The sequence below is a fragment of the Streptomyces sp. x-80 genome (assembly GCF_046549095.1).
GTDB classification, from domain to species: Bacteria; Actinomycetota; Actinomycetes; order Streptomycetales; family Streptomycetaceae; genus Streptomyces; species Streptomyces celluloflavus.
Genome location: NZ_JAJPWM010000002.1, coordinates 274,051 through 290,778, shown reverse-complemented (window position 1 = coordinate 290,778; position 16,728 = coordinate 274,051). Strand labels below are relative to the sequence as shown.

22 protein-coding genes, 1 tRNA gene and 1 pseudogene are annotated in these 16,728 nt (G+C 69.5%); 10 read left to right on the top strand and 14 right to left on the bottom strand.

Annotation, left to right across the window (positions count from 1 at the left end):
- Positions 1–64 precede the first annotated feature (64 nt).
- From galU to ACLJWH_RS04030, 7 genes are all read left to right on the top strand, one after another.
- A complete protein-coding gene (galU, locus tag ACLJWH_RS04060; protein WP_411140148.1) occupies positions 65–967 on the top strand; it encodes a UTP--glucose-1-phosphate uridylyltransferase GalU in 903 nt (300 codons plus the stop codon).
- 3 nt (positions 968–970) lie between these two features.
- Positions 971–2,287, top strand: a complete 1,317-nt coding sequence (glp, locus tag ACLJWH_RS04055; protein ID WP_411140147.1) for a gephyrin-like molybdotransferase Glp — start codon at positions 971–973, stop codon at positions 2,285–2,287.
- Positions 2,288–2,408: 121 nt separating this feature from the next.
- Entirely contained in the window at positions 2,409–2,891 is a 483-nt protein-coding gene (gene moaC / locus ACLJWH_RS04050) for a cyclic pyranopterin monophosphate synthase MoaC (RefSeq protein ID WP_411140146.1), read from the top strand.
- Positions 2,888–3,388, top strand: a complete 501-nt coding sequence (locus ACLJWH_RS04045) for a molybdenum cofactor biosynthesis protein B (protein WP_411140145.1) — start codon at positions 2,888–2,890, stop codon at positions 3,386–3,388. The genes moaC and ACLJWH_RS04045 overlap by 4 nt, the downstream gene beginning before the upstream one ends.
- A 14-nt stretch (positions 3,389–3,402) precedes the next feature.
- A complete protein-coding gene (locus ACLJWH_RS04040; RefSeq protein WP_411140144.1) occupies positions 3,403–3,999 on the top strand; it encodes a GNAT family N-acetyltransferase in 597 nt (198 codons plus the stop codon).
- A 151-nt stretch (positions 4,000–4,150) separates the two neighbouring features.
- Complete coding sequence (locus ACLJWH_RS04035; RefSeq protein ID WP_411140143.1) at positions 4,151–5,221, top strand: hypothetical protein; 1,071 nt, start codon at positions 4,151–4,153, stop codon at positions 5,219–5,221.
- 75 nt (positions 5,222–5,296) lie between these two features.
- Positions 5,297–5,369, top strand: a tRNA-Ala gene (locus tag ACLJWH_RS04030).
- Between the two features lie 73 nt (positions 5,370–5,442).
- On the opposite strand, the gene xerC is transcribed toward ACLJWH_RS04030, so the two are convergent.
- From xerC to ACLJWH_RS03975, 11 genes and pseudogenes are all read right to left on the bottom strand, one after another.
- Positions 5,443–6,702 (bottom strand): tyrosine recombinase XerC, encoded by a 1,260-nt coding sequence (xerC, locus tag ACLJWH_RS04025; protein ID WP_411140142.1) that lies wholly within the window; start codon positions 6,700–6,702, stop codon positions 5,443–5,445.
- Positions 6,690–6,899, bottom strand: coding sequence for an excisionase family DNA-binding protein (locus ACLJWH_RS04020; protein WP_411140141.1), 210 nt, complete (start codon positions 6,897–6,899; stop codon positions 6,690–6,692). The genes xerC and ACLJWH_RS04020 overlap by 13 nt, the downstream gene beginning before the upstream one ends.
- Entirely contained in the window at positions 6,896–8,257 is a 1,362-nt protein-coding gene (locus tag ACLJWH_RS04015; RefSeq protein ID WP_411140140.1) for a replication initiator, read from the bottom strand. Before ACLJWH_RS04015 ends, ACLJWH_RS04020 begins: the two co-directional genes overlap by 4 nt.
- A gap of 17 nt (positions 8,258–8,274) precedes the next feature.
- Positions 8,275–8,613 (bottom strand): hypothetical protein, encoded by a 339-nt coding sequence (locus ACLJWH_RS04010; RefSeq protein WP_411140139.1) that lies wholly within the window; start codon positions 8,611–8,613, stop codon positions 8,275–8,277.
- Positions 8,614–8,638: 25 nt separating this feature from the next.
- The gene (locus ACLJWH_RS04005) at positions 8,639–8,833 is read right to left on the bottom strand and encodes a hypothetical protein (RefSeq protein WP_411140138.1); all 195 of its coding nucleotides are present in this window, start codon (positions 8,831–8,833) and stop codon (positions 8,639–8,641) included.
- A 13-nt stretch (positions 8,834–8,846) separates the two neighbouring features.
- Positions 8,847–9,038, bottom strand: a complete 192-nt coding sequence (locus ACLJWH_RS04000) for a mobile element transfer protein (RefSeq protein WP_411140137.1) — start codon at positions 9,036–9,038, stop codon at positions 8,847–8,849.
- Positions 9,038–9,223 (bottom strand): hypothetical protein, encoded by a 186-nt coding sequence (locus ACLJWH_RS03995; protein ID WP_411140136.1) that lies wholly within the window; start codon positions 9,221–9,223, stop codon positions 9,038–9,040. Before ACLJWH_RS03995 ends, ACLJWH_RS04000 begins: the two co-directional genes overlap by 1 nt.
- A 13-nt stretch (positions 9,224–9,236) precedes the next feature.
- Complete coding sequence (locus tag ACLJWH_RS03990) at positions 9,237–9,923, bottom strand: DUF2637 domain-containing protein (protein WP_411140422.1); 687 nt, start codon at positions 9,921–9,923, stop codon at positions 9,237–9,239.
- An 86-nt stretch (positions 9,924–10,009) separates the two neighbouring features.
- Positions 10,010–11,385: pseudogene (locus ACLJWH_RS03985) on the bottom strand (FtsK/SpoIIIE domain-containing protein).
- Positions 11,386–11,390: 5 nt separating this feature from the next.
- Positions 11,391–11,747: a hypothetical protein gene (locus ACLJWH_RS03980; RefSeq protein ID WP_411140135.1), complete on the bottom strand. Its 357-nt coding sequence runs from the start codon at positions 11,745–11,747 to the stop codon at positions 11,391–11,393.
- A 187-nt stretch (positions 11,748–11,934) separates the two neighbouring features.
- Entirely contained in the window at positions 11,935–12,723 is a 789-nt protein-coding gene (locus ACLJWH_RS03975) for a GntR family transcriptional regulator (protein WP_411140134.1), read from the bottom strand.
- 108 nt (positions 12,724–12,831) lie between these two features.
- On the opposite strand from ACLJWH_RS03975, the gene ACLJWH_RS03970 reads away from it, so the two are divergent.
- Genes ACLJWH_RS03970 through ACLJWH_RS03960 form a run of 3 tightly spaced genes read left to right on the top strand, consistent with a single transcriptional unit; the run spans position 12,832 to position 14,109 of the window.
- A complete protein-coding gene (locus ACLJWH_RS03970) occupies positions 12,832–13,239 on the top strand; it encodes an NUDIX hydrolase (protein WP_411140421.1) in 408 nt (135 codons plus the stop codon).
- Between the two features lie 46 nt (positions 13,240–13,285).
- Positions 13,286–13,708 carry a hypothetical protein gene (locus tag ACLJWH_RS03965; RefSeq protein WP_411140133.1) on the top strand — a complete coding sequence of 141 codons (423 nt, stop codon included), beginning with the start codon at positions 13,286–13,288 and terminating at the stop codon, positions 13,706–13,708.
- Positions 13,705–14,109, top strand: coding sequence for a hypothetical protein (locus ACLJWH_RS03960; RefSeq protein WP_411140132.1), 405 nt, complete (start codon positions 13,705–13,707; stop codon positions 14,107–14,109). Before ACLJWH_RS03965 ends, ACLJWH_RS03960 begins: the two co-directional genes overlap by 4 nt.
- Positions 14,110–14,597: 488 nt before the next feature.
- Here ACLJWH_RS03960 and ACLJWH_RS03955 read toward each other — a convergent pair whose 3' ends face one another.
- The 3 genes from ACLJWH_RS03955 to ACLJWH_RS03945 all read right to left on the bottom strand — a co-directional run bounded on the left by ACLJWH_RS03955 (position 14,598) and on the right by ACLJWH_RS03945 (position 16,627).
- Positions 14,598–15,521: a DUF4365 domain-containing protein gene (locus tag ACLJWH_RS03955; RefSeq protein ID WP_411140131.1), complete on the bottom strand. Its 924-nt coding sequence runs from the start codon at positions 15,519–15,521 to the stop codon at positions 14,598–14,600.
- A gap of 342 nt (positions 15,522–15,863) precedes the next feature.
- Positions 15,864–16,085 (bottom strand): hypothetical protein, encoded by a 222-nt coding sequence (locus ACLJWH_RS03950; RefSeq protein WP_411140130.1) that lies wholly within the window; start codon positions 16,083–16,085, stop codon positions 15,864–15,866.
- An 83-nt stretch (positions 16,086–16,168) separates the two neighbouring features.
- Positions 16,169–16,627: a MarR family winged helix-turn-helix transcriptional regulator gene (locus tag ACLJWH_RS03945; protein WP_411140129.1), complete on the bottom strand. Its 459-nt coding sequence runs from the start codon at positions 16,625–16,627 to the stop codon at positions 16,169–16,171.
- Positions 16,628–16,728: the final 101 nt, after the last annotated feature.

Here is a 16,728-nt window from a genome sequence, read left to right as displayed (position 1 = left end):
GCTCTCCCGCTCCGTCGACCGGGCACCCGTCATCCTGGCGAACGGGCCGGTTATCGTGGCGCGCATGACTCCATCGCACCCACGGATCAGCAAGGCTGTCATCCCGGCAGCCGGCCTCGGCACCCGGTTTCTCCCCGCGACCAAGGCCACGCCCAAGGAGATGCTCCCGGTCGTCGACAAGCCCGCCATCCAGTACGTGGTGGAGGAGGCCGTCGCCGCCGGGCTCTCCGACGTCCTGATGGTGACCGGCCGTAACAAACGTCCCCTGGAGGACCACTTCGACCGCAACTACGAGCTCGAAGAGGCGCTGCAGCGCAAGGGCGACGAGTCCCGGCTGGCCAGGGTCCAGGAGTCCAGCGACCTGGCGACCATGCACTACGTCCGCCAGGGCAACCCCAAGGGCCTGGGCCACGCCGTGCTGTGCGCCGCCCCCCACGTCGGCGACCAGCCCTTCGCCGTCCTCCTCGGCGACGACCTCATCGACCCCCGCGACCCCCTGCTGCGGCGGATGATAGAGGTCCAGGAGGAGCACGGTGGCTCCGTCATCGCGCTGATGGAGGTCGATCCGGCGCAGATCCACCTCTACGGCTGCGCGGCCGTCACCCCCACCGGCGAGGACGACGTGGTCCGGGTCGCCGGCCTGGTGGAGAAGCCCACCCCCGACGAGGCCCCCAGCAACCTCGCCATCATCGGCCGATACGTCCTGAACGCGTCCGTCTTCGAGGTGCTGCGCAAGACCGCCCCGGGCCGCGGCGGCGAGATCCAGCTGACCGACGCCCTCCAGATACTGGCCGCGGAACCGGCGCTCGGCGGGCCGGTGCACGGCGTCGTCTTCAAGGGCCGCCGCTATGACACCGGCGACCGCGGTGACTACCTCCGCGCCATTGTCAGACTGGCATGCGAACGTGAGGACCTGGGCCCGGACTTCCGGGCCTGGCTGCGCAGTTATGTCACCGAGGAGATGTAGACGTTGAACGGCACCACTGGCCAGAGCAGCCACCGGGACCGTGTCTGGTCGGTGGCCGAGCACCTCGACGACGTCCTGTCGAAGATCCACCCGCTGGAGCCCATCGAGCTGCAACTGCTCGACGCCCAGGGCTGTGTGCTCGTCGAGGACGTCACCGTCCCCCTCGCCCTGCCGCCCTTCGACAACAGCTCCATGGACGGCTACGCCGTGCGGGTCGCCGATGTCGCGAGCGCCACACCGGAGTTCCCCGCCGCCCTCACCGTCATCGGTGATGTCGCGGCGGGCAGCGGCGAGGCACCGGCCGTCGGCCCCGGCGAGGCCGCCCGCATCATGACCGGCGCCCCGCTGCCGCCCGGCGCCGACGCCGTCGTCCCCGTCGAGTGGACCGACGGCGGCAGCGGCCAGGGCCCGGCCGCCGAGATGCGCGCGCACAGCGCCGCGCCCCAGGACGCCGCGGGCGAGGTCCGTGTCCACCGCCCCGTCACCGCGGGCGCGCACATCCGCACCCGGGGCAGCGACGTCTCGGCGGGCGAGCCGGCCCTGCGGGCGGGCACGGTGCTCGGCCCGCCGCAGATCGGTCTGCTCGCCGCCATCGGCCGCGGCTCGGTCCGGGTCCACCCGCGCCCGCGGGTCGTCGTCGTGTCGACAGGCAGCGAACTGGTCCAGCCCGGCGAGGCGTTGGGCCCCGGACAGATCTACGACTCCAACAGCTTCCAGCTCACCGCCGCCGCCCGGGACGCCGGCGCCATCGCCTACCGCGTCGGTGCCGTCGCCGACGACGCCGAGACGCTGCGCGCCACCCTGGAGGACCAGCTCATCCGGGCCGACATCCTCGTCACCAGCGGCGGCGTCAGCGTCGGCGCGTACGACGTCGTCAAGGAAACCCTCACCGACCTCTCCGCCGAAGAGGGCAGCGTCGAATTCCGCAAGCTCGCCATGCAGCCCGGCAAACCCCAGGGCTTCGGTCTCATCGGCCCCGACCGCACCCCGCTGCTCGCCCTGCCCGGCAACCCCGTCAGCTCCTACATCTCCTTCGAACTGTTCGTACGCCCCGCCATCCGCACCCTGATGGGGCTGCCCGATGTGCACCGCACGACCCTCCGGGCCGAGTGCACCGAGGCCGTCGCCTCCTCGCCCGAGGGCCGCCGGCAGTTCCTGCGCGGCTCCTACGACCCCGAGGCCGGCACCGTCACCCCCGTCGGCGGTGCGAGCTCCCACCTCATCAAGGCCCTCGCCCGCGCCAACGCCCTGATCATCGTCCCCGAGGACACCACCGAGGTCGCCGCGGGCAGCGCCGTGGACGTCGTCCCGCTCGGCTGAGGGCTGTCCCCGGCCCGGCCTCCTGCCTCCCGGCGCCGCCTCCGGGGACGGCGCCCCTGGTGCCCGGAGGCGGCGGGTACGGTGGCGTCCCACAGGAGGCACGGTCCGGACCGGGAGAACGATGAGCAGCGGCCAGCAACACCTCACCCATCTCGACGCGGCGGGCGCCGCCCGGATGGTCGACGTCTCCGCGAAGGACGTCACCGCCCGCACCGCCCGCGCCAGCGGCCGCGTCCAGGTCTCGCCGCGGGTCGTCGAACTCCTGCGGGGCGAGGGTGTTCCCAAGGGTGACGCCCTCGCCACCGCCCGGATCGCCGGCATCATGGGCGCCAAGCGCACCCCCGAACTGATCCCGCTGTGCCATCCGCTGGCCGTCTCCGGCGTGACCGTGGACCTCTCCGTCACCGATGACGCGGTCGAGATCGCGGCCACGGTCAGGACCACCGACCGCACCGGCGTCGAGATGGAGGCACTGACCGCCGTCTCGGTCGCCGCCCTGACCCTCATCGACATGATCAAGGCCGTCGACAAGGCCGCGGTCATCACCGGCATCCGCGTCGAGGAGAAGACCGGCGGCGCGTCCGGCGACTGGACCCGGCCGTGACCGGCCCCCGCGCCCTGGTCGTCACCGCCTCCAACCGCGCCGCCGCCGGTGTCTACGCCGACCGGGGCGGCCCGCTGCTCGCCGAGGGCCTGACCGCCATGGGCTTCACGGTCGACGGCCCGCAGGTCGTCCCGGACGGCGACCCCGTCGAGGCAGCCCTGCGCGCCGCCGTCGCCGCCGGCTACGACGTCGTCCTGACCACCGGCGGCACCGGCATCTCGCCCACCGACCGCACCCCCGACGTCACCCGCCGGCTCCTGGACTACGAGGTCCCCGGCATCCCCGAGGCGATCCGCGCGGCCGGGCGGGCGAAGCTCCCCGCCGCGGCGCTCTCCCGCGGCCTGGCCGGCGTCGCCGGCACGACCCTGATCATCAACCTCCCGGGCTCGACCGGCGGCGTACGCGACGGCCTCGCCGTCCTCGCCGGTCTGCTGCCGCACGCCGTCGACCAGCTCCGCGGCGGCGACCACCCCGGACCGGCCGGGAGTCCGAGCTGAACGCGATCTGGCCGGTGGTCCTGACGGACCAGGACACCACCCTCCGGCCGATAAAGCTGCGCGACCAGCGGCTCTGGCGCGAGGTCAACCGCCGCAACCGCGACTGGCTGCGCCCCTGGGAGGCGACCATCCCGCCGCCCCCGCCGGGCGTTCCCGCACCGCACCGCCCCACGTACCGCCAGATGGTCCGCCATCTGCGGGCCGAGGCGCACGCCGGCCGGATGCTGCCGTTCGTCATCGACCACCGCGGCCGGCTCGCCGGACAGCTGACGGTCGCCGGCATCACCTGGGGATCCATGTGTTCGGGCCATATCGGCTACTGGGTCGACCAGGAAGTGGCCGGCCGTGGCGTGATGCCGACCGCCGTGGCGCTCGCCGTCGACCACTGCTTCCGCTCCATGGGACTGCACCGCATCGAGGTCTGCATTCGGCCGGAGAACGGCCCCAGCCGCCGCGTCGTGGAGAAACTCGGTTTTCGCGAGGAGGGCCTGCGGCCGCGCTATCTGCACATCGACGGCGCCTGGCGTGACCACGCGGTATTCGCGCTGACCGCGGAGGAGGTGCCCGAAGGGCTGCTCACCCGCTGGCACCGCAGCACATCCCACAAATGAAATGCGTGTTCGAAATTGTCCACCGAATGACCACATTTGCGGGCTGCTGATCTCAACAATCACAAAAAAAGTTCGAGATATCAGCCAGATCGTGCGACACACCGGCCCAATTGGCGGATGGCCCCACGCAAACCCCTCTACCGTGTGAGTCGTGAGAAGCAGCGGCCTCATCTACGCAGTCATCGTCGGGGCCTGGGCCGCCTACCTGGTGCCGATGTGGCTCCGTAGGCAGGACGAGCTCAACGAGGCGCGTCCGACCGAGCGCTTCAGCACTGCCATCCGGCTCCTGTCCGGACGTGCGGCCATGCAACGCCGCTACGCCAAGGGGCAGGGGGAGTGCCCTGCCGACGATGCGGGCGACGAGCAGCACCCGGACGCCGCGGCCGGTCCGGCCGACGTCCGGTCCTTCGACGACCCCGCACCGGCCCCCGTCGGCCGCACCCCCGCCGCGGAACCGCACACGCACCCCCGCGCCCGCGTCACGGCCGCCCCGCCGCGCCCCTCGGCCGCCGAGCGGACCAAGCGCGCCAAGGTCCTGGCCCGCCGCCGGCGCACCACGACGATCCTCTTCCTCGCCTTCACCGCCGGCGCCGTCGTCGCCGCGGTCGGCGGTATCGCCTTCCTCTGGGCGCCCGCGCTGCCCGCCCTCCTCCTGAGCGCCTACATCGTCTACCTCCGCACCCAGGAGCGGCGCCGCTTCACCTTCACCATGGACCAGCGCAAGGCGGAGGCGGCAGCACAACGACTGCGGGAGGGCCGGGCCCACCCTCCACAGGCGGCCGACCAGCCGCCGTCCGACGACCACCGGGCCGGCGCCCGCGCTGACACCGCCGCCGAACCCGCCCCGGAACCCGCCCGCGCCGCGCCCCCCGCGCAGACCGCGGGCCGCCGCGCCCTCGTCGAGGAGACCGACCACGCCGAGTGGGTCGACCAGCAGCGCGAACGCGAGCGCCCGCGTCCCGCCGCCGGCAGCTGGGAGCCGGTCCCGGTCCCCCTCCCCACCTACGTCACCGCCCCGGTCGCCCCGCGCGCCACCAGCCATGTCGACCTGGCGGCCGACGACGCCTGGAGCTCCGCCCGCTCCAGCGCCGCCCCGGACCACCCCAAGCCGGACACCGCCCCGCAGGCCCGCCCCGCCACCCCCGACCGCCGCACCCGCGGTCGCACCCCCCTCTTCGACCAGTACGAGAACGAAGACCGCCCGCGTGCCGCAAACGAGTGAAGCCCCTCCGCTGACCAGCACCGGAAGCGATTACCGAGCACCGCGACCGAGGTGCTAGAGTTTCACTCGTCGCAAGGGCCTGTGGCGCAGCTGGTAGCGCACCTCGTTCGCAACGAGGGGGTCAGGGGTTCGAGTCCCCTCAGGTCCACTGCACGTCAGAACCCCTCACGGAGAGATCCGGGAGGGGTTCTTTCGCGTCGTACAGCAGCGAAGTACAGCAACTACTCGGGAGCGGCCTGACCGCCGAGGTGTTTGCCGAGCTTCCGGAGTGCCTTCCGCGTCGATTCCGACGGGACGTGCGTGTAGATCTCCATCGTCACGGCGATCTTGCTGTGCCGAAGGATCTGCATCGCGACCCGAGGGTGCACGTCCAGCGCGGCGAGGAGCGATCCGCAGGTGTGGCGTGTGTCATGCAGCCGGATCTTACGAACGCCGGCCTTGGCCGATCGGGCGTCGAATTCCCGGTTGAAGTTCCTCGGCTCGATCGGGGTGCCGTAGCGCGTGGTGAACACGAAGCCGGAGTCCGTCCACAGTTCGCCGGCTGCCTGCTTCGCCGACTCCTGGGCCTTGCGCCGGAGCTGGAGCGCCGTCGCACAGATCTCGGGAAGCGGCAGGACGGCCGTCGATGCCTCGGTCTTGGTCTCGTCGTGCACCAGGCGGCGGGCAATGCGCTGCAACTGCTGCTCCACCGTGATCTCCCCGGCGTCCAGGTTCACGCTGTTCCAGGTGAGACCCAGCACCTCGCCCCGGCGGAAGCCCATCACCAGGACGAGCACGTAGGCCGGGTACAGGGGATCAGCGGCCGAGCGCGCGGCTTCGAGGAAGGTGCGCGCTTCTTCCACGGACCACGGCTTCGGCTTCGTCTTACGGGCAGCACGAACCTTGACCAGGCCGGCCACGTTCTTCGAGATCAGCTCTTCGCGCATGGCGTTGCTGAGGGCGGAGCGCAGCACCGTTCGAGCGTCCTGAACCGTCCGTCGGGAAACGGCTTGCTTGCAGCAACGGCCGATCGCACAGCACCTCTGCCGCCGGGCCGGGTTCCTGTCCTCCTTGGGGCGCGCAGCATCCTTGCCCTGAGCGCAGCACTGGCACTGATCCTGGAGCTTGTTCAGCCATGCCCGTACGTCGCGCACGGAGAGCTTGTCGAGCCGCTTCGTGCCGAGCCCGGGAGCGATGTACAGGCGGACGTGCATCCTGTACGTCTCGGCCGCCTTCGGCTTGAGCTCGGGGTCCACCACTTCCTTCAACCAGTACGCGAGGTACTGCTGGATCGTCGGTGACTTGGTGTCCACCGGCCCCTTCTTCGCTTCACCGTGGAGCTTGATCCACTTGTCGTGGACCTCGTCGCGGGTCTTGCCGTAGACGTACTTGCGCTTCTTCGTGCCGTCCGGGGTGGTGACCCAGACGTAGGCGGCGAAGCCGTTCTTGTAGGGGTAGATGGAGCCTTCGCCGTTGCCGCGCTTGCCGCTCATGCCGACCACTCCAGCTCTGCGTCACGGGCGAGGCGTTCGATGTACTCGTCGACCCAGCGGGGGAGGATGCGGCGGTTGCGGCCGTCCTTGATGGAACGGATCTCGCCGGTGAGCACGAGCATCTTGGTCTTGGAGAGGCCGTAGCCGAGCATCTGCGCGACTTCGGCGGTGGTGTGCCACTTCCTTTCGATCACGGTGGTGGTCATGTCCGGTTGGCTCCTTCGGCTTCGGGGCGGGTGTGTTCGTGGTGGGTGGTGGTGGCGAGCCAGGATTCGCCGGGTGTGAGGCCGGTGCCGGCGAAGGTCCAGTGGGAGAGGACGAGGGTGGTTTCGGCGGTGGTGGTGGGGGTCGGCTCCGGGACGTTCGGCTGGGCTTGGAGGCGTTGCCATTCGGCGCGGGCGGTGCGGAGGGCGCCGAGGGTGGTGGAGTAGTGGCGGGTCTTTGTGGAGAAGTGGCCGCGGAAGCCGAGCATGTGGGCCCAGGCGCGGAGCCGGAGGTGTTCGAGGTCGCGGCGTGCGCCGAGGGTCCAGGCGGTGCGGATCATGCGGCGGGCGTGGTCGTTGATGTCGAGTTGGGCGAGTTCGGCGAGGAACTTGAGCGGGCGGTCGAGGGTGCCGGTGGCTGTCTCGGCGCCCTTGGTGGCGTACTTGGCGATGTAGGCGGCTACTGCGCGTTCGGTCAGTTCGGTGCCGCCGTTGAAGTCCGCGGAGCGGATCGGGCGGATGTCGAGTTGCTTGCCGAAGGTGATGGTGTGGGGCCTGCCGTCGACGGTCGGGCCGGGGGCGGTGGCTTTGGCGGTGGCGGCCTGGATGGCGTCGGTGAGGAGGTCGGTCGTGGCCCAGGCCGGGGGTGGGGTGTTGCTGCCGACGGGGCCGTCGAGGCGGATGACGGCGTGGAAGTGGACCGCGCCGCGTTTTTGGTACTCGGCGACCTTGGCGAAGGAGACGCGGGCGTGGTGGCGGAAGGCCCGTTGGGTGAGGCCGGCTCGCTTGGCGATCTCTCGGCGGAGGTAGATGGAGAAGCGCCGCCATAGGGCGCCGGCGTGGGCGTTCCAGAGCACGGCTGCTTCGTAGTCGTACGTCTCGGGGTTGATCGGGGTGCCCAGCTCAGGTGCGCCGTCGGGGTGGAGGGTGCCGCAGCGGCAGGGGCGGACGGTTCTGCCGGGCCCTGTGGGGCGGTTGTGGACGGGGCCGAAGGACGGCGCGGTGAAGGTGGCGAACACGCGGGGGTGGGTGGCGACGTGTTCGGGGGTGCCTTTGCCGCCGCGGAGGCCGGTGGTGATCAGTTGGTAGGTGTCGCGGCGGTAGGTCTCGGCGCAGGTGGGGCACCGGGTGGTGCGGCGGTTGTTGCAGCGGACGAGGAGGTGGCCGGCGGGCAGGTCGGCGGCGTGCAGCTCGGAGAGGATCTGTCCGGTGGTGGGGTGGATCTCGGTGCGGTGGCCGTCGAGGCGGATGGGTTGGCCGCATCCGCCCAGGCCCCGGAGTTGCCGGAGCAGGGCGGGCATGGTGCCCAGTGAGGCCAGTGCGGCCAGGTGTTTGATCGGCGGCGTGGTGTGGGCGGGCATCGCGTGTACGGCTCCTTTCAGCGGCGGTGGTTGGCGTGGGCGAGCAGGGAGCGCAGGACGACGGCGCAGACCGCGACGGAGACGGCCCCGACCGCGACGGCGGTCAGGAGTGCGGTGAGCACGACACCCACCGCGACGACGGCGAGCACGGCCCCGGCGCCGGTTGCGACGAAGGGAGCGATCGGACGGCGGGGAGCCGGGGCCTGGGCCGTGGCCGGCGCCGGGGAGGTGGCGTGGTGGCACGCGCACGGGGCTTGAGCGGGCAGGCGGTGGACCGGCTGGGTGGTCTGAGTCGGGATCACCACGGCCGCGGTCGGGAGGGGCGGAGCTTCCGGGGACTTCGGATTCAGGAACACGGCGAACCTCCTGTTGGCTAGTCGTCTAGATGTGTTTGCCGTTGACGATGTGGACCCCGGTGCGGGTGCCGGACTCCACGGCAGGTGCGAGAAAGGTGTGGGCGAGCCAGAAGCCGAAGAGAGCGATCACGATGGCGGCCCACATGCGGATGCCCAGGAACTTGATCGCGGCCCAGGCGATGACGCCGAGGACAAAGACCAGAGGCAGGGTGACGGTCACGGACGGGGACCTTTCAGCGGACGGGGCAACGGTGGGTGCGGGCTGCCAGTTCTGCGGCGGCACGGCTGTCGTAGTCGGCGGAGAAGCCGCAACGCGGAGCCGTGCATACGGCGGTGTGCTTCTCCCGGCCCCGGGTGTCGTAGGCCGTGCCGACCTGGACGGGGCCGATGCGGACGACGTTGCGGAAGCGGCGGTTGGCGGGCATCAGCGCTCCTCCGGCTCGCGTACGAAGTCGTCGGCATGCTCGGTGAGCCAGCGCGCGATCTCTTGGCTCTCGTCCGGATCGACGGCGAGGATGACGGGCTCGGCGGTGGCCATGGCCTCAACGAAACGGTTGTTGCGGGTGAGTTCGGCCGCGCGCTGCAAGGCACGCAGGGTGGACGGACGCATGTGGCGATCTCCTTCACAGTTGGGCGGCGATGGCGTCGGCGAGTTGTGCGGGGATGCCGAGGCGAGCGCGCAGAGTCGGGGTATCGATGGGTGTGCCGGTGCGGGTGTGATGGTCCGCGGCGACCTTTCGGGCGTGGTCGACCAGGGCGGCGGGGACGGGCGGGGCCGAGGGTGCGGGACCAGGGGGCGCAGCCGGGGCGGGTTCGGGCTCTGACGTCTCCTCGTTGGACTCGAACTCGGCGGGCTCCGGCTCCGGCTCGGCGAGCATCAGGCTGGACGCCGGAACGCTGACCTGTTCCGCTTCAGGCGCGGGCGCCACCTCCGCCTCTGCCCGTCGGGGGTTGGAGTGCGCGAGCAGGGTTCCGCCGAGGAAGGCGACCGCGGGCCATCCGGCGACGAGGATGCGTAGCCAGGCCGGTACGGCGTGCACGTCGAGCAGTCCGGCGGTCGCCACGTTGGCGCCAAGGGAGGCGGTCAGCGCGATGACGAACCAGCACCACCCGGCCCACTTGGCAGTCCCGGATCGCAGCCGTCGCCAAGCAGCCACGAGCAACAAGTCAACCGAGATCGGGTATGCCCAGCCCTTCCAACCGTCCTGCCCGGCCGCCGCGGCGATGTCGTGCAGGTGGGCGAAGGACAGGGCAGCCGCGATGACGGCTTGGACGAGCACCGCGTCCACACGGCCCAGGTAGGCGCGCAGCATGGGCGGACCTCCTTCCGATTTCTGGCATGGATCGGGTAGAGAACTGGCGCGAAACGGTCGCGCCGGCCGTTGGGGGAGGGGGGTTAGCCGGTCACCGGCAGCGGTTTGACCAGCGAGACCGGCGGGTTGGTCGGCCCAGCAGGTACGACGGGCCGGAAGCGATCGAGCGCCGGAACGTCAGGCACCAGGTGGGCCGAGGCGGCGCACACAGCGGCAGCATCAGCGAGCGACAGGTAGGGGGTACGGATGCGGGACCAGCCGCCGGAGGTGTCCCCGGCGACGGCCAGGCCGGGCTGTTCGGGCGCGATGCCGCAGGCTGCGGAGACCGCCTCAGGCGCGATGTCGCCCAGTGCCATCTTGGCCGAGGCTTCGTCGTTGACCCGGTGGCAGACGCGACCGGTGAGCTGGGCGCGGAGCATGGTGGCGCCCTTGCCCAGCTCGGCGCCGAAGCGCTGACCGCACACTTCGAGGTAGATGCCGGCGGCGCGGCCGAGTTGGGCGAGGCGGATGAGCTGGGTGACCATCTCGTCCCGCCGTTCCTCGTCCTTGCGGGTGGCGACCATGAACAACTCGGCCACCTCATCGACGACGATCACCACCGGCACCGGGCGTTCGGACTCCGGCAGGCCCCAGATGTCGGAGGTGATCTCCTCGTCCGGCGTCCCCGGGGCGATGCTCTGCCGGGCCTTGATCAGGTCGTACCGGTCCTCCATCAACCGCACCAGCACCGGCAGCAGGTCAGCCGCCTGCCCGGGGTCCGTGGCCAGTGCCGACAGCCGTGGGGCGAAGGGCGCCAGCTCCACACCTCGCTTGCAGTCGATTCCGACCAGGGCAATCGGCTGTGGAGCGAGGCCGGCGACCAGGTGGCGCAGGAACATCGACTTGCCCGAGAGCGTGGCGCCCAGGGTGAGTTGGTGCGGGATCGTGCGGTAGTCGCGGACGTACGCGGTCGCGTCCTCCCGCAGTGCCACCGGCACCTTGAGGAACCCGGCCTCGGTCTTCCGCGGCATCCGGACCTTGCGGAGCACGTCGAAGCCGACGAGCCGCAGTTCGACCACGCCCGGCTTGACCTCGGATACGTAAACTGCGTGGACGCCCCAGGCGTGCCGCAGCCTGTCAGCCGAGGCCGCCACGTCTGCCGGCTCCTGGCCCGGAGCCAGACGAAGCCGGACCCGCATGCCCGTCGAGGTCGGTCGGATCAATCCCCGACGAGGCGGAACCGGTCGTACTCGCGCCGGGTCGCGGCCTGGACGAGCAGAGCGCGGAGGCGGGACCGCTGGACGGTCAGTCCGCACGCCTCCATAGTCGAGCCGTGCGTACCGAGCAGCCGGGCCGTGGAGATCGGCAGGCCGGCCGTGCACCAGAAGGCGGCCGGATGCTTCGCCCTGAGGTAGGCGCCCCCGCCACCAAACGCGGCGACCGGAGCACCCACCTCCAGCAACGTCAGCAGATCGGACACGGAGATCAGGCCGCCGTCGCGGCCGGAACGGGGAACTCGGCGGGCATCACGGCCGTGGCCCGGAAGGCGATGCCGTGCCGCGCCTGACCGTTGAACGTGGACTCCCACGGCCGGGCCACCAGACCGGCCAGCGAGACCGGAGCCCCTACCGCCAGCCCCTCGGTCAGCCCCTTCTCCGGCACGGTGACCTTGACCAGCGACGACTCGCCGTCCTCGATGTAGACGACCCCGAGCGTCCACAGCACGTCACCGGTGTTGGCGTCGGTGGCGACCTCACCGGTCCGCCGGTCCTTCAGCTTCTTCTCCGGAGCCTCGGTCAGCAGGATCGTGGCCGCCGAGGTCTCCACACGGATGGAACGCAATGCCTTCTCCTTCTCCATCGACAGCTAGTCATCTAGACAAGCTGCTGTCTGCGGCCCCTATGGCGAGGGAGCCTGGCGGCAACTATGACATAGAGACGGCTACTCGTCTATACAAGAACCCACTCTCGCGTGTACGAGTCGGCGGAGAAGGGAGCGGAAGCACCTCAGCGTTCCATCCGCCCAAGTGTCAGTTAGCCGGGAGCTGGTAGTTGAGAACGTAAGCGTCAGCGGCCATCACCGTGTCGCAGACCTCGACCGCGCGGCCTTCGGTGTCGTACGCGGTACGGACCAGGTGAATCACCGGGACGCCGGAGGCCAGCCGGAGCGTCTTGACCTCCTGGGGGGCGGGCATCCGGGCGCGGATCTCCTCGTCGAAGTGGTCGAGGCGGTGGCCCATCTCTTCCAGCCGGGCGTAGATGCCGCCGGGGCCGGGGTTGGGTTCGGCGATCGGGGTGCCGGTCGCCAGGTCGAGCGGGATGTACGAGGTGGCGAACTCGACCGGCCGGCCGTCGAGCAGATAGCGGCGGCGACGGGCCAGCACCCGGCGCGGCCCGCCCAGGCGGGTGGCGATGTCCTGCGAGGGGCGTTCCTCCTTCACCTCAAGGCTGTCCACCTCCGGCCGGCTCCCCGCGGCTTCCGCCTCCACGGTGAACGCCGACTTGCCCTGATCCCGGTGCCGCCGGGCGAATCGGTCCGAGGCCAGCCGCCGGACCGGCGGACGCGGCCGGACGAAGACGCCCTTGCCGTGCTCGGAGACCACCAGGCCCTCGCCCTGGAGGAGGGACAGGGAGTTGCGGACGGTCATCCGCGATACGCCGTAGTGCTCAACCAGCTCAGTTTCGGACGGGAGCTTGTCGCCCTCCTTGAACCGGCCCTTGTCGATCGCTTCGCGAAGTTGATCGGCGATCTGCCGGAACACCGCGCGGTCACTGGTGGGGTCCAGTGCACCGAGCGGGGCGGTGGCCTGTGCGGGCATTTTGACTCCTTTAGGTATCTAGACGAGCGGCTGACACTTGTTGCTACGGTGGGAAGCCTAGCCAGCCGAGGGGATCGAAGTTCCGTGAGCACCGAGCGCCCGCACTCCGTGAGCGTCGCCGGCGTCATCGTCGACGACCGGGGCCGGGCTCTGCTCATCCAGCGCCGCGACAACGGCCAGTGGGAACCACCCGGCGGCGTACTCGAACCAGGCGAAACCATCCTCGACGCCCTCCAGCGCGAGGTACTCGAAGAGACCGGCATCAAGATCGCCCTCCCGGCGACCCTGACCGGCATCTACAAGAACATGACCGGCTTGATCGTCTCGATGGTCTTCCGCTGCGAAGCCATAGACGGCACCCCAACCACCGGCGAGGAGACTCGCGCCCTGCGCTGGGTCACCCGCGAAGAAGTCACCGAGCTCGCCGACGAGGCGTACGCGATCCGCGTCCTGGACGCCCTGGACGCGGCGTCGCCACCCGCTGTGCGAGCGCACGACGGCGTGAAACTCATCTAGCACGAACCCACTACCCATAGCGGCCTACCAGCGCAAAGGAGCTTGTATGCACGAGTATACGAGCAGTCGCCTAGCTGTTGGACTCGAATGCCCAAGTTCGCTGGAGCAGTTTGGCGACGGTGGACGGACAGCGTGCGGCATCGGCCGTGATCAAGCAGCTGGCATCGGTGCCGGCTACCGGTGCGAAGCCGTCGCCCACACACCTCACGAGAGCCGTTCCATCTCCCTCGGCTTACGTTTCGCGGCCACTCCACGCCTCGCTCTGCGTTGGCTTCGCCGCCGAGCCATCGACATCGCCGACCAGCTCGACGCCCCGGTAGCCCGACCGGTTCACCACTGGCTCAGCGATCACGCCGCCCACGAGTACGCGCTGCTCACCCTCGCGCGAGGCGACTCCTACCTCTTCGCGATCTCCGATGAAGCCACCCGCTACACGCTGTCAGTGAGCCCCGCATGGAACACGAAATGAACCACGAAGCCATGCCCACGCTTCGCCCCGGCTACTGGTGCGAATGCTGGACCCAGAGCCCGGCGACTGGCGAGGACCCTGTCCTACTCGCCTCCTGCGAGGCCCGCAACGCCGTTCAAGCCGTCCGATGGATCCGCGTCGCACTCCGCGGGATCACCTCAGCCCTCGAACCTGAGACAGCCGCATGCGCCCGTAGTTGGCTGGCCGGCGGCTACGTCAGCGCCATCGAGGCCCTCGCTTACACCACGCCCTACATCGTCACCATCAGCCACCGAGACACCCACATCGAGTGGACCGCCCGGCCCGTACTCTTCCTCGGCCTGGTCCACCGTGAGGCTGGCGAACTCCCGGCCTGCGCTGAGAAGTTCACGCCACGGCCGAAAACCTCCACGCCTTGCTGAGTAACAATCTTCTCTACGGGTTCAAGCACCCGGCTGCGCTCCGCTCCGCCGGGCGGGCTTCCCGGCTCCGCTCGGGGCGCCGCTCCTGCCTTCGGCCCGCTCCGCCCCGGCTTCGCCGACGCCCGCCCACATGTGGATTGGCCTGGTGGCATGAGTCGAGCACCCGACGTACGCGGCCCACGGTCAACGGCATGCCTCCGGCAGGGGATCGGCCGGCACCGGGATGGAGGGGCGCCGTTCCCGGCTGCGGGCGCATCGTGGCGAGCGTGGTGCGCTCCCATCCCGTCCACCATCGACCCAGGCAGAGCCGAGCAGACGCGGCCCATGGCGTCCAGGTCGTTCGTACAGTGGTGCGCTCCACCTGGACGCCATGAACCGCGCCCGCTCCACGGTGTGTGGGTCGACGGCGGACGGGATGGAAGCCGGGGATATGTAGTGGCGGGGTCGGGTAGTCGACCCTCTGTGCGAAGCGAAAGAGCCTAGGCTCGTCAAGACAGGGGAGCGCCTTTTCGTGCTTTGTTTTTGACGATCTTTTGCATCCCCGGCCTATCTGCGACACGCCACATCCTTTCCCAGGCGCGCACGTCCATCAAATAACCAGGGATCTTGATTCCTTTTTCGTATGCGCACTCAATGAGCGCTTCGACGATTGCGACAACCCGACCTCTACTAGGGAGCGTTGCTCCCTCAAGGTAGGCCGCTAGCTTCGCAACTTCATACCCGGTCTTCACAGACAAGACATCAAGCCTGGGCGCTCCGACGCGGCGATATAGCGCGCGCAGCTGAGAAGCAAAAGCGAATCGGAAGTCCTTTGGGGTCGCTTCTTCGAGCGTTTTCCCCATACCAGCAACTAGCAGGTCGATGGCGCTCGCCAGCTCGTGGTCCGCCTGCCGCACAGATGATTCTCGCGTGGGTTTGGCGATCGCCACCCCGCCACCGGTCTGGCGTCGAGCTGGAACGCCTAGCTCATCTCTGCATGATCCGTCCAATCGATTCTTCAGGGGGACGAGCACCTTATAGCTCTTCCCGGCGGTAATGATTGTGGCGTCGTTTACATGTTGCCAGTAGACCCGCTCAGATTCTGGTTCGAACAGCATGAGAGCGACCGGAAGCGAGTGGTTCTTCCAATATTCAATGTGGCTGGCATCGCAATAAAGCCACCACCCGAGATCCGTCGACTTCGTAAACTGACTGGCGCCAGACTTGATCTGTACGGCCAACAGGCGGCCCGTCCCTCGCCTGGAAATCCCGGCAGGGACGTCAGCCTCGTCCACCACTTCAATATGGGCATCAATGCCAATATCGCTGGTCTCCTGCTCACGAAAGAGCCAGCCCAATTGAGTGGTAACCAAGTATGCGGCCCGAGACACCCCAGCCCGGTCCACCAGGTGAGTGGGAGGAACGACCGTCAAGTTACATCTCCTTATGCCTGTTCCGGCCAGCCAGCGATCCCCACCTTAGAGGGTGGGACTGACAGTCGATCCTCCGTAACTTGGCTGCACCGCCATGGAGTTGACTGTGGTGCCGATCTTGGCTAATCGCGTTGGTTGCGTCTGGCGCGTGCTCAATCAAGATGGTGGCTAACCCGGATGCCGGGTCTCCATAACAACCTGGGGCTGTGCCACCGTCGTGCCCGGTTGGACGGGGAGCCGCGGGGAATGGCGGGAAACGGGCCATTGGCGCCAAGAATCGTCAGGCCACGTACCCTCAGGTCAGGCGCCCAACTACCCGCAGATCAATCGAGCTTCCCAAGCTCATGCGAACGGCGAGAGACCACTTGTCTCTAGGTGATCAAGCAGGGCTTGAAGGCATGCTTCGGGGGATGCCAGGTCAGCGCGGAAGAACGACTGCTCGCCCAGGTCGCCGCCGGAAACGACCACCATCCACCGCGCTCCTGGGGAACGCTCGCCATCAGCTTTGAAGACCGCAGAGCACCCGCGTTCGGCCAACCACTCCATGAGCTCCACGATGTCCACGTCCGAATCTTGCGGTACAGCAGCGAAGTACAGCAACCGTGACGATTTCAGGTGACCGTCGTCGGCCTATACAGGCCGGGTGATCAGGCCGAACGGCCTGAGCAGCCTTCCCGCCCGTAGTTCGCAACGAGGGGGTCAGGGGTTCGAGTCCCCTCAGGTCCACCGCACACGAAAGCCCCCGCCGGAACCATCCGGTGGGGGCTTTCGCATGTCCGCTTCCGTAACGGCTGCCGGGTCCGCGCGGATTCGCGTGCCAGGAGGGACAGCAGGGGGGAGAGGTCGCTGCGGTCCTTGTCGCTGAGGCCGGCGGTCGTGTGCTCCTCCAGGTCATGCCGGACCCGCTCCACCTCCTCGTGCAGGGCTTCGCCCGCTGGTGTCGTCTCGATCAGGACGGCGCGGCGGTCGCCGGGGTGTGGGCGGCGGCCGATCAGGCCGGGCTGCTCCAGTCGCTGGACCATGCGGGTCACGGTCGACGGGTCGAGCTCCAGCAGTTTGATCAGCTCGGACTGGCGCTGGGGGCCGGCCTCCCACAGGCGCATCATCAGTAGCTCCTGCCCCGGGTAGAGCCCGAGGTGGCGCAGGAGGTTCCCGGCCGTGGTGCGGTGGGCGCGGGCGACGCGGGTGATGGCGTGGCTGATCTGTC

Excerpts from the sequence above, each read along its gene's own strand:
- galU (WP_411140148.1), top strand. The coding sequence starts at position 65 with ATGACTCCATCGCACCCACGGATCAGCAAGGCTGTCATCCCGGCAGCC.
- moaC (WP_411140146.1), top strand. The coding sequence starts at position 2,409 with ATGAGCAGCGGCCAGCAACACCTCACCCATCTCGACGCGGCGGGCGCC.
- ACLJWH_RS04020 (WP_411140141.1), bottom strand. The coding sequence starts at position 6,899 with ATGACCACCACCGTGATCGAAAGGAAGTGGCACACCACCGCCGAAGTC.
- ACLJWH_RS04015 (WP_411140140.1), bottom strand. The coding sequence starts at position 8,257 with ATGCCCGCCCACACCACGCCGCCGATCAAACACCTGGCCGCACTGGCC.
- ACLJWH_RS04000 (WP_411140137.1), bottom strand. The coding sequence starts at position 9,038 with ATGCCCGCCAACCGCCGCTTCCGCAACGTCGTCCGCATCGGCCCCGTC.
- ACLJWH_RS03995 (WP_411140136.1), bottom strand. The coding sequence starts at position 9,223 with ATGCGTCCGTCCACCCTGCGTGCCTTGCAGCGCGCGGCCGAACTCACC.
- ACLJWH_RS03975 (WP_411140134.1), bottom strand. The coding sequence starts at position 12,723 with ATGCCCGCACAGGCCACCGCCCCGCTCGGTGCACTGGACCCCACCAGT.
- ACLJWH_RS03965 (WP_411140133.1), top strand. The coding sequence starts at position 13,286 with ATGCACGAGTATACGAGCAGTCGCCTAGCTGTTGGACTCGAATGCCCA.
- ACLJWH_RS03960 (WP_411140132.1), top strand. The coding sequence starts at position 13,705 with ATGAACCACGAAGCCATGCCCACGCTTCGCCCCGGCTACTGGTGCGAA.
- ACLJWH_RS03945 (WP_411140129.1), bottom strand. The coding sequence starts at position 16,627 with ATGATGCGCCTGTGGGAGGCCGGCCCCCAGCGCCAGTCCGAGCTGATC.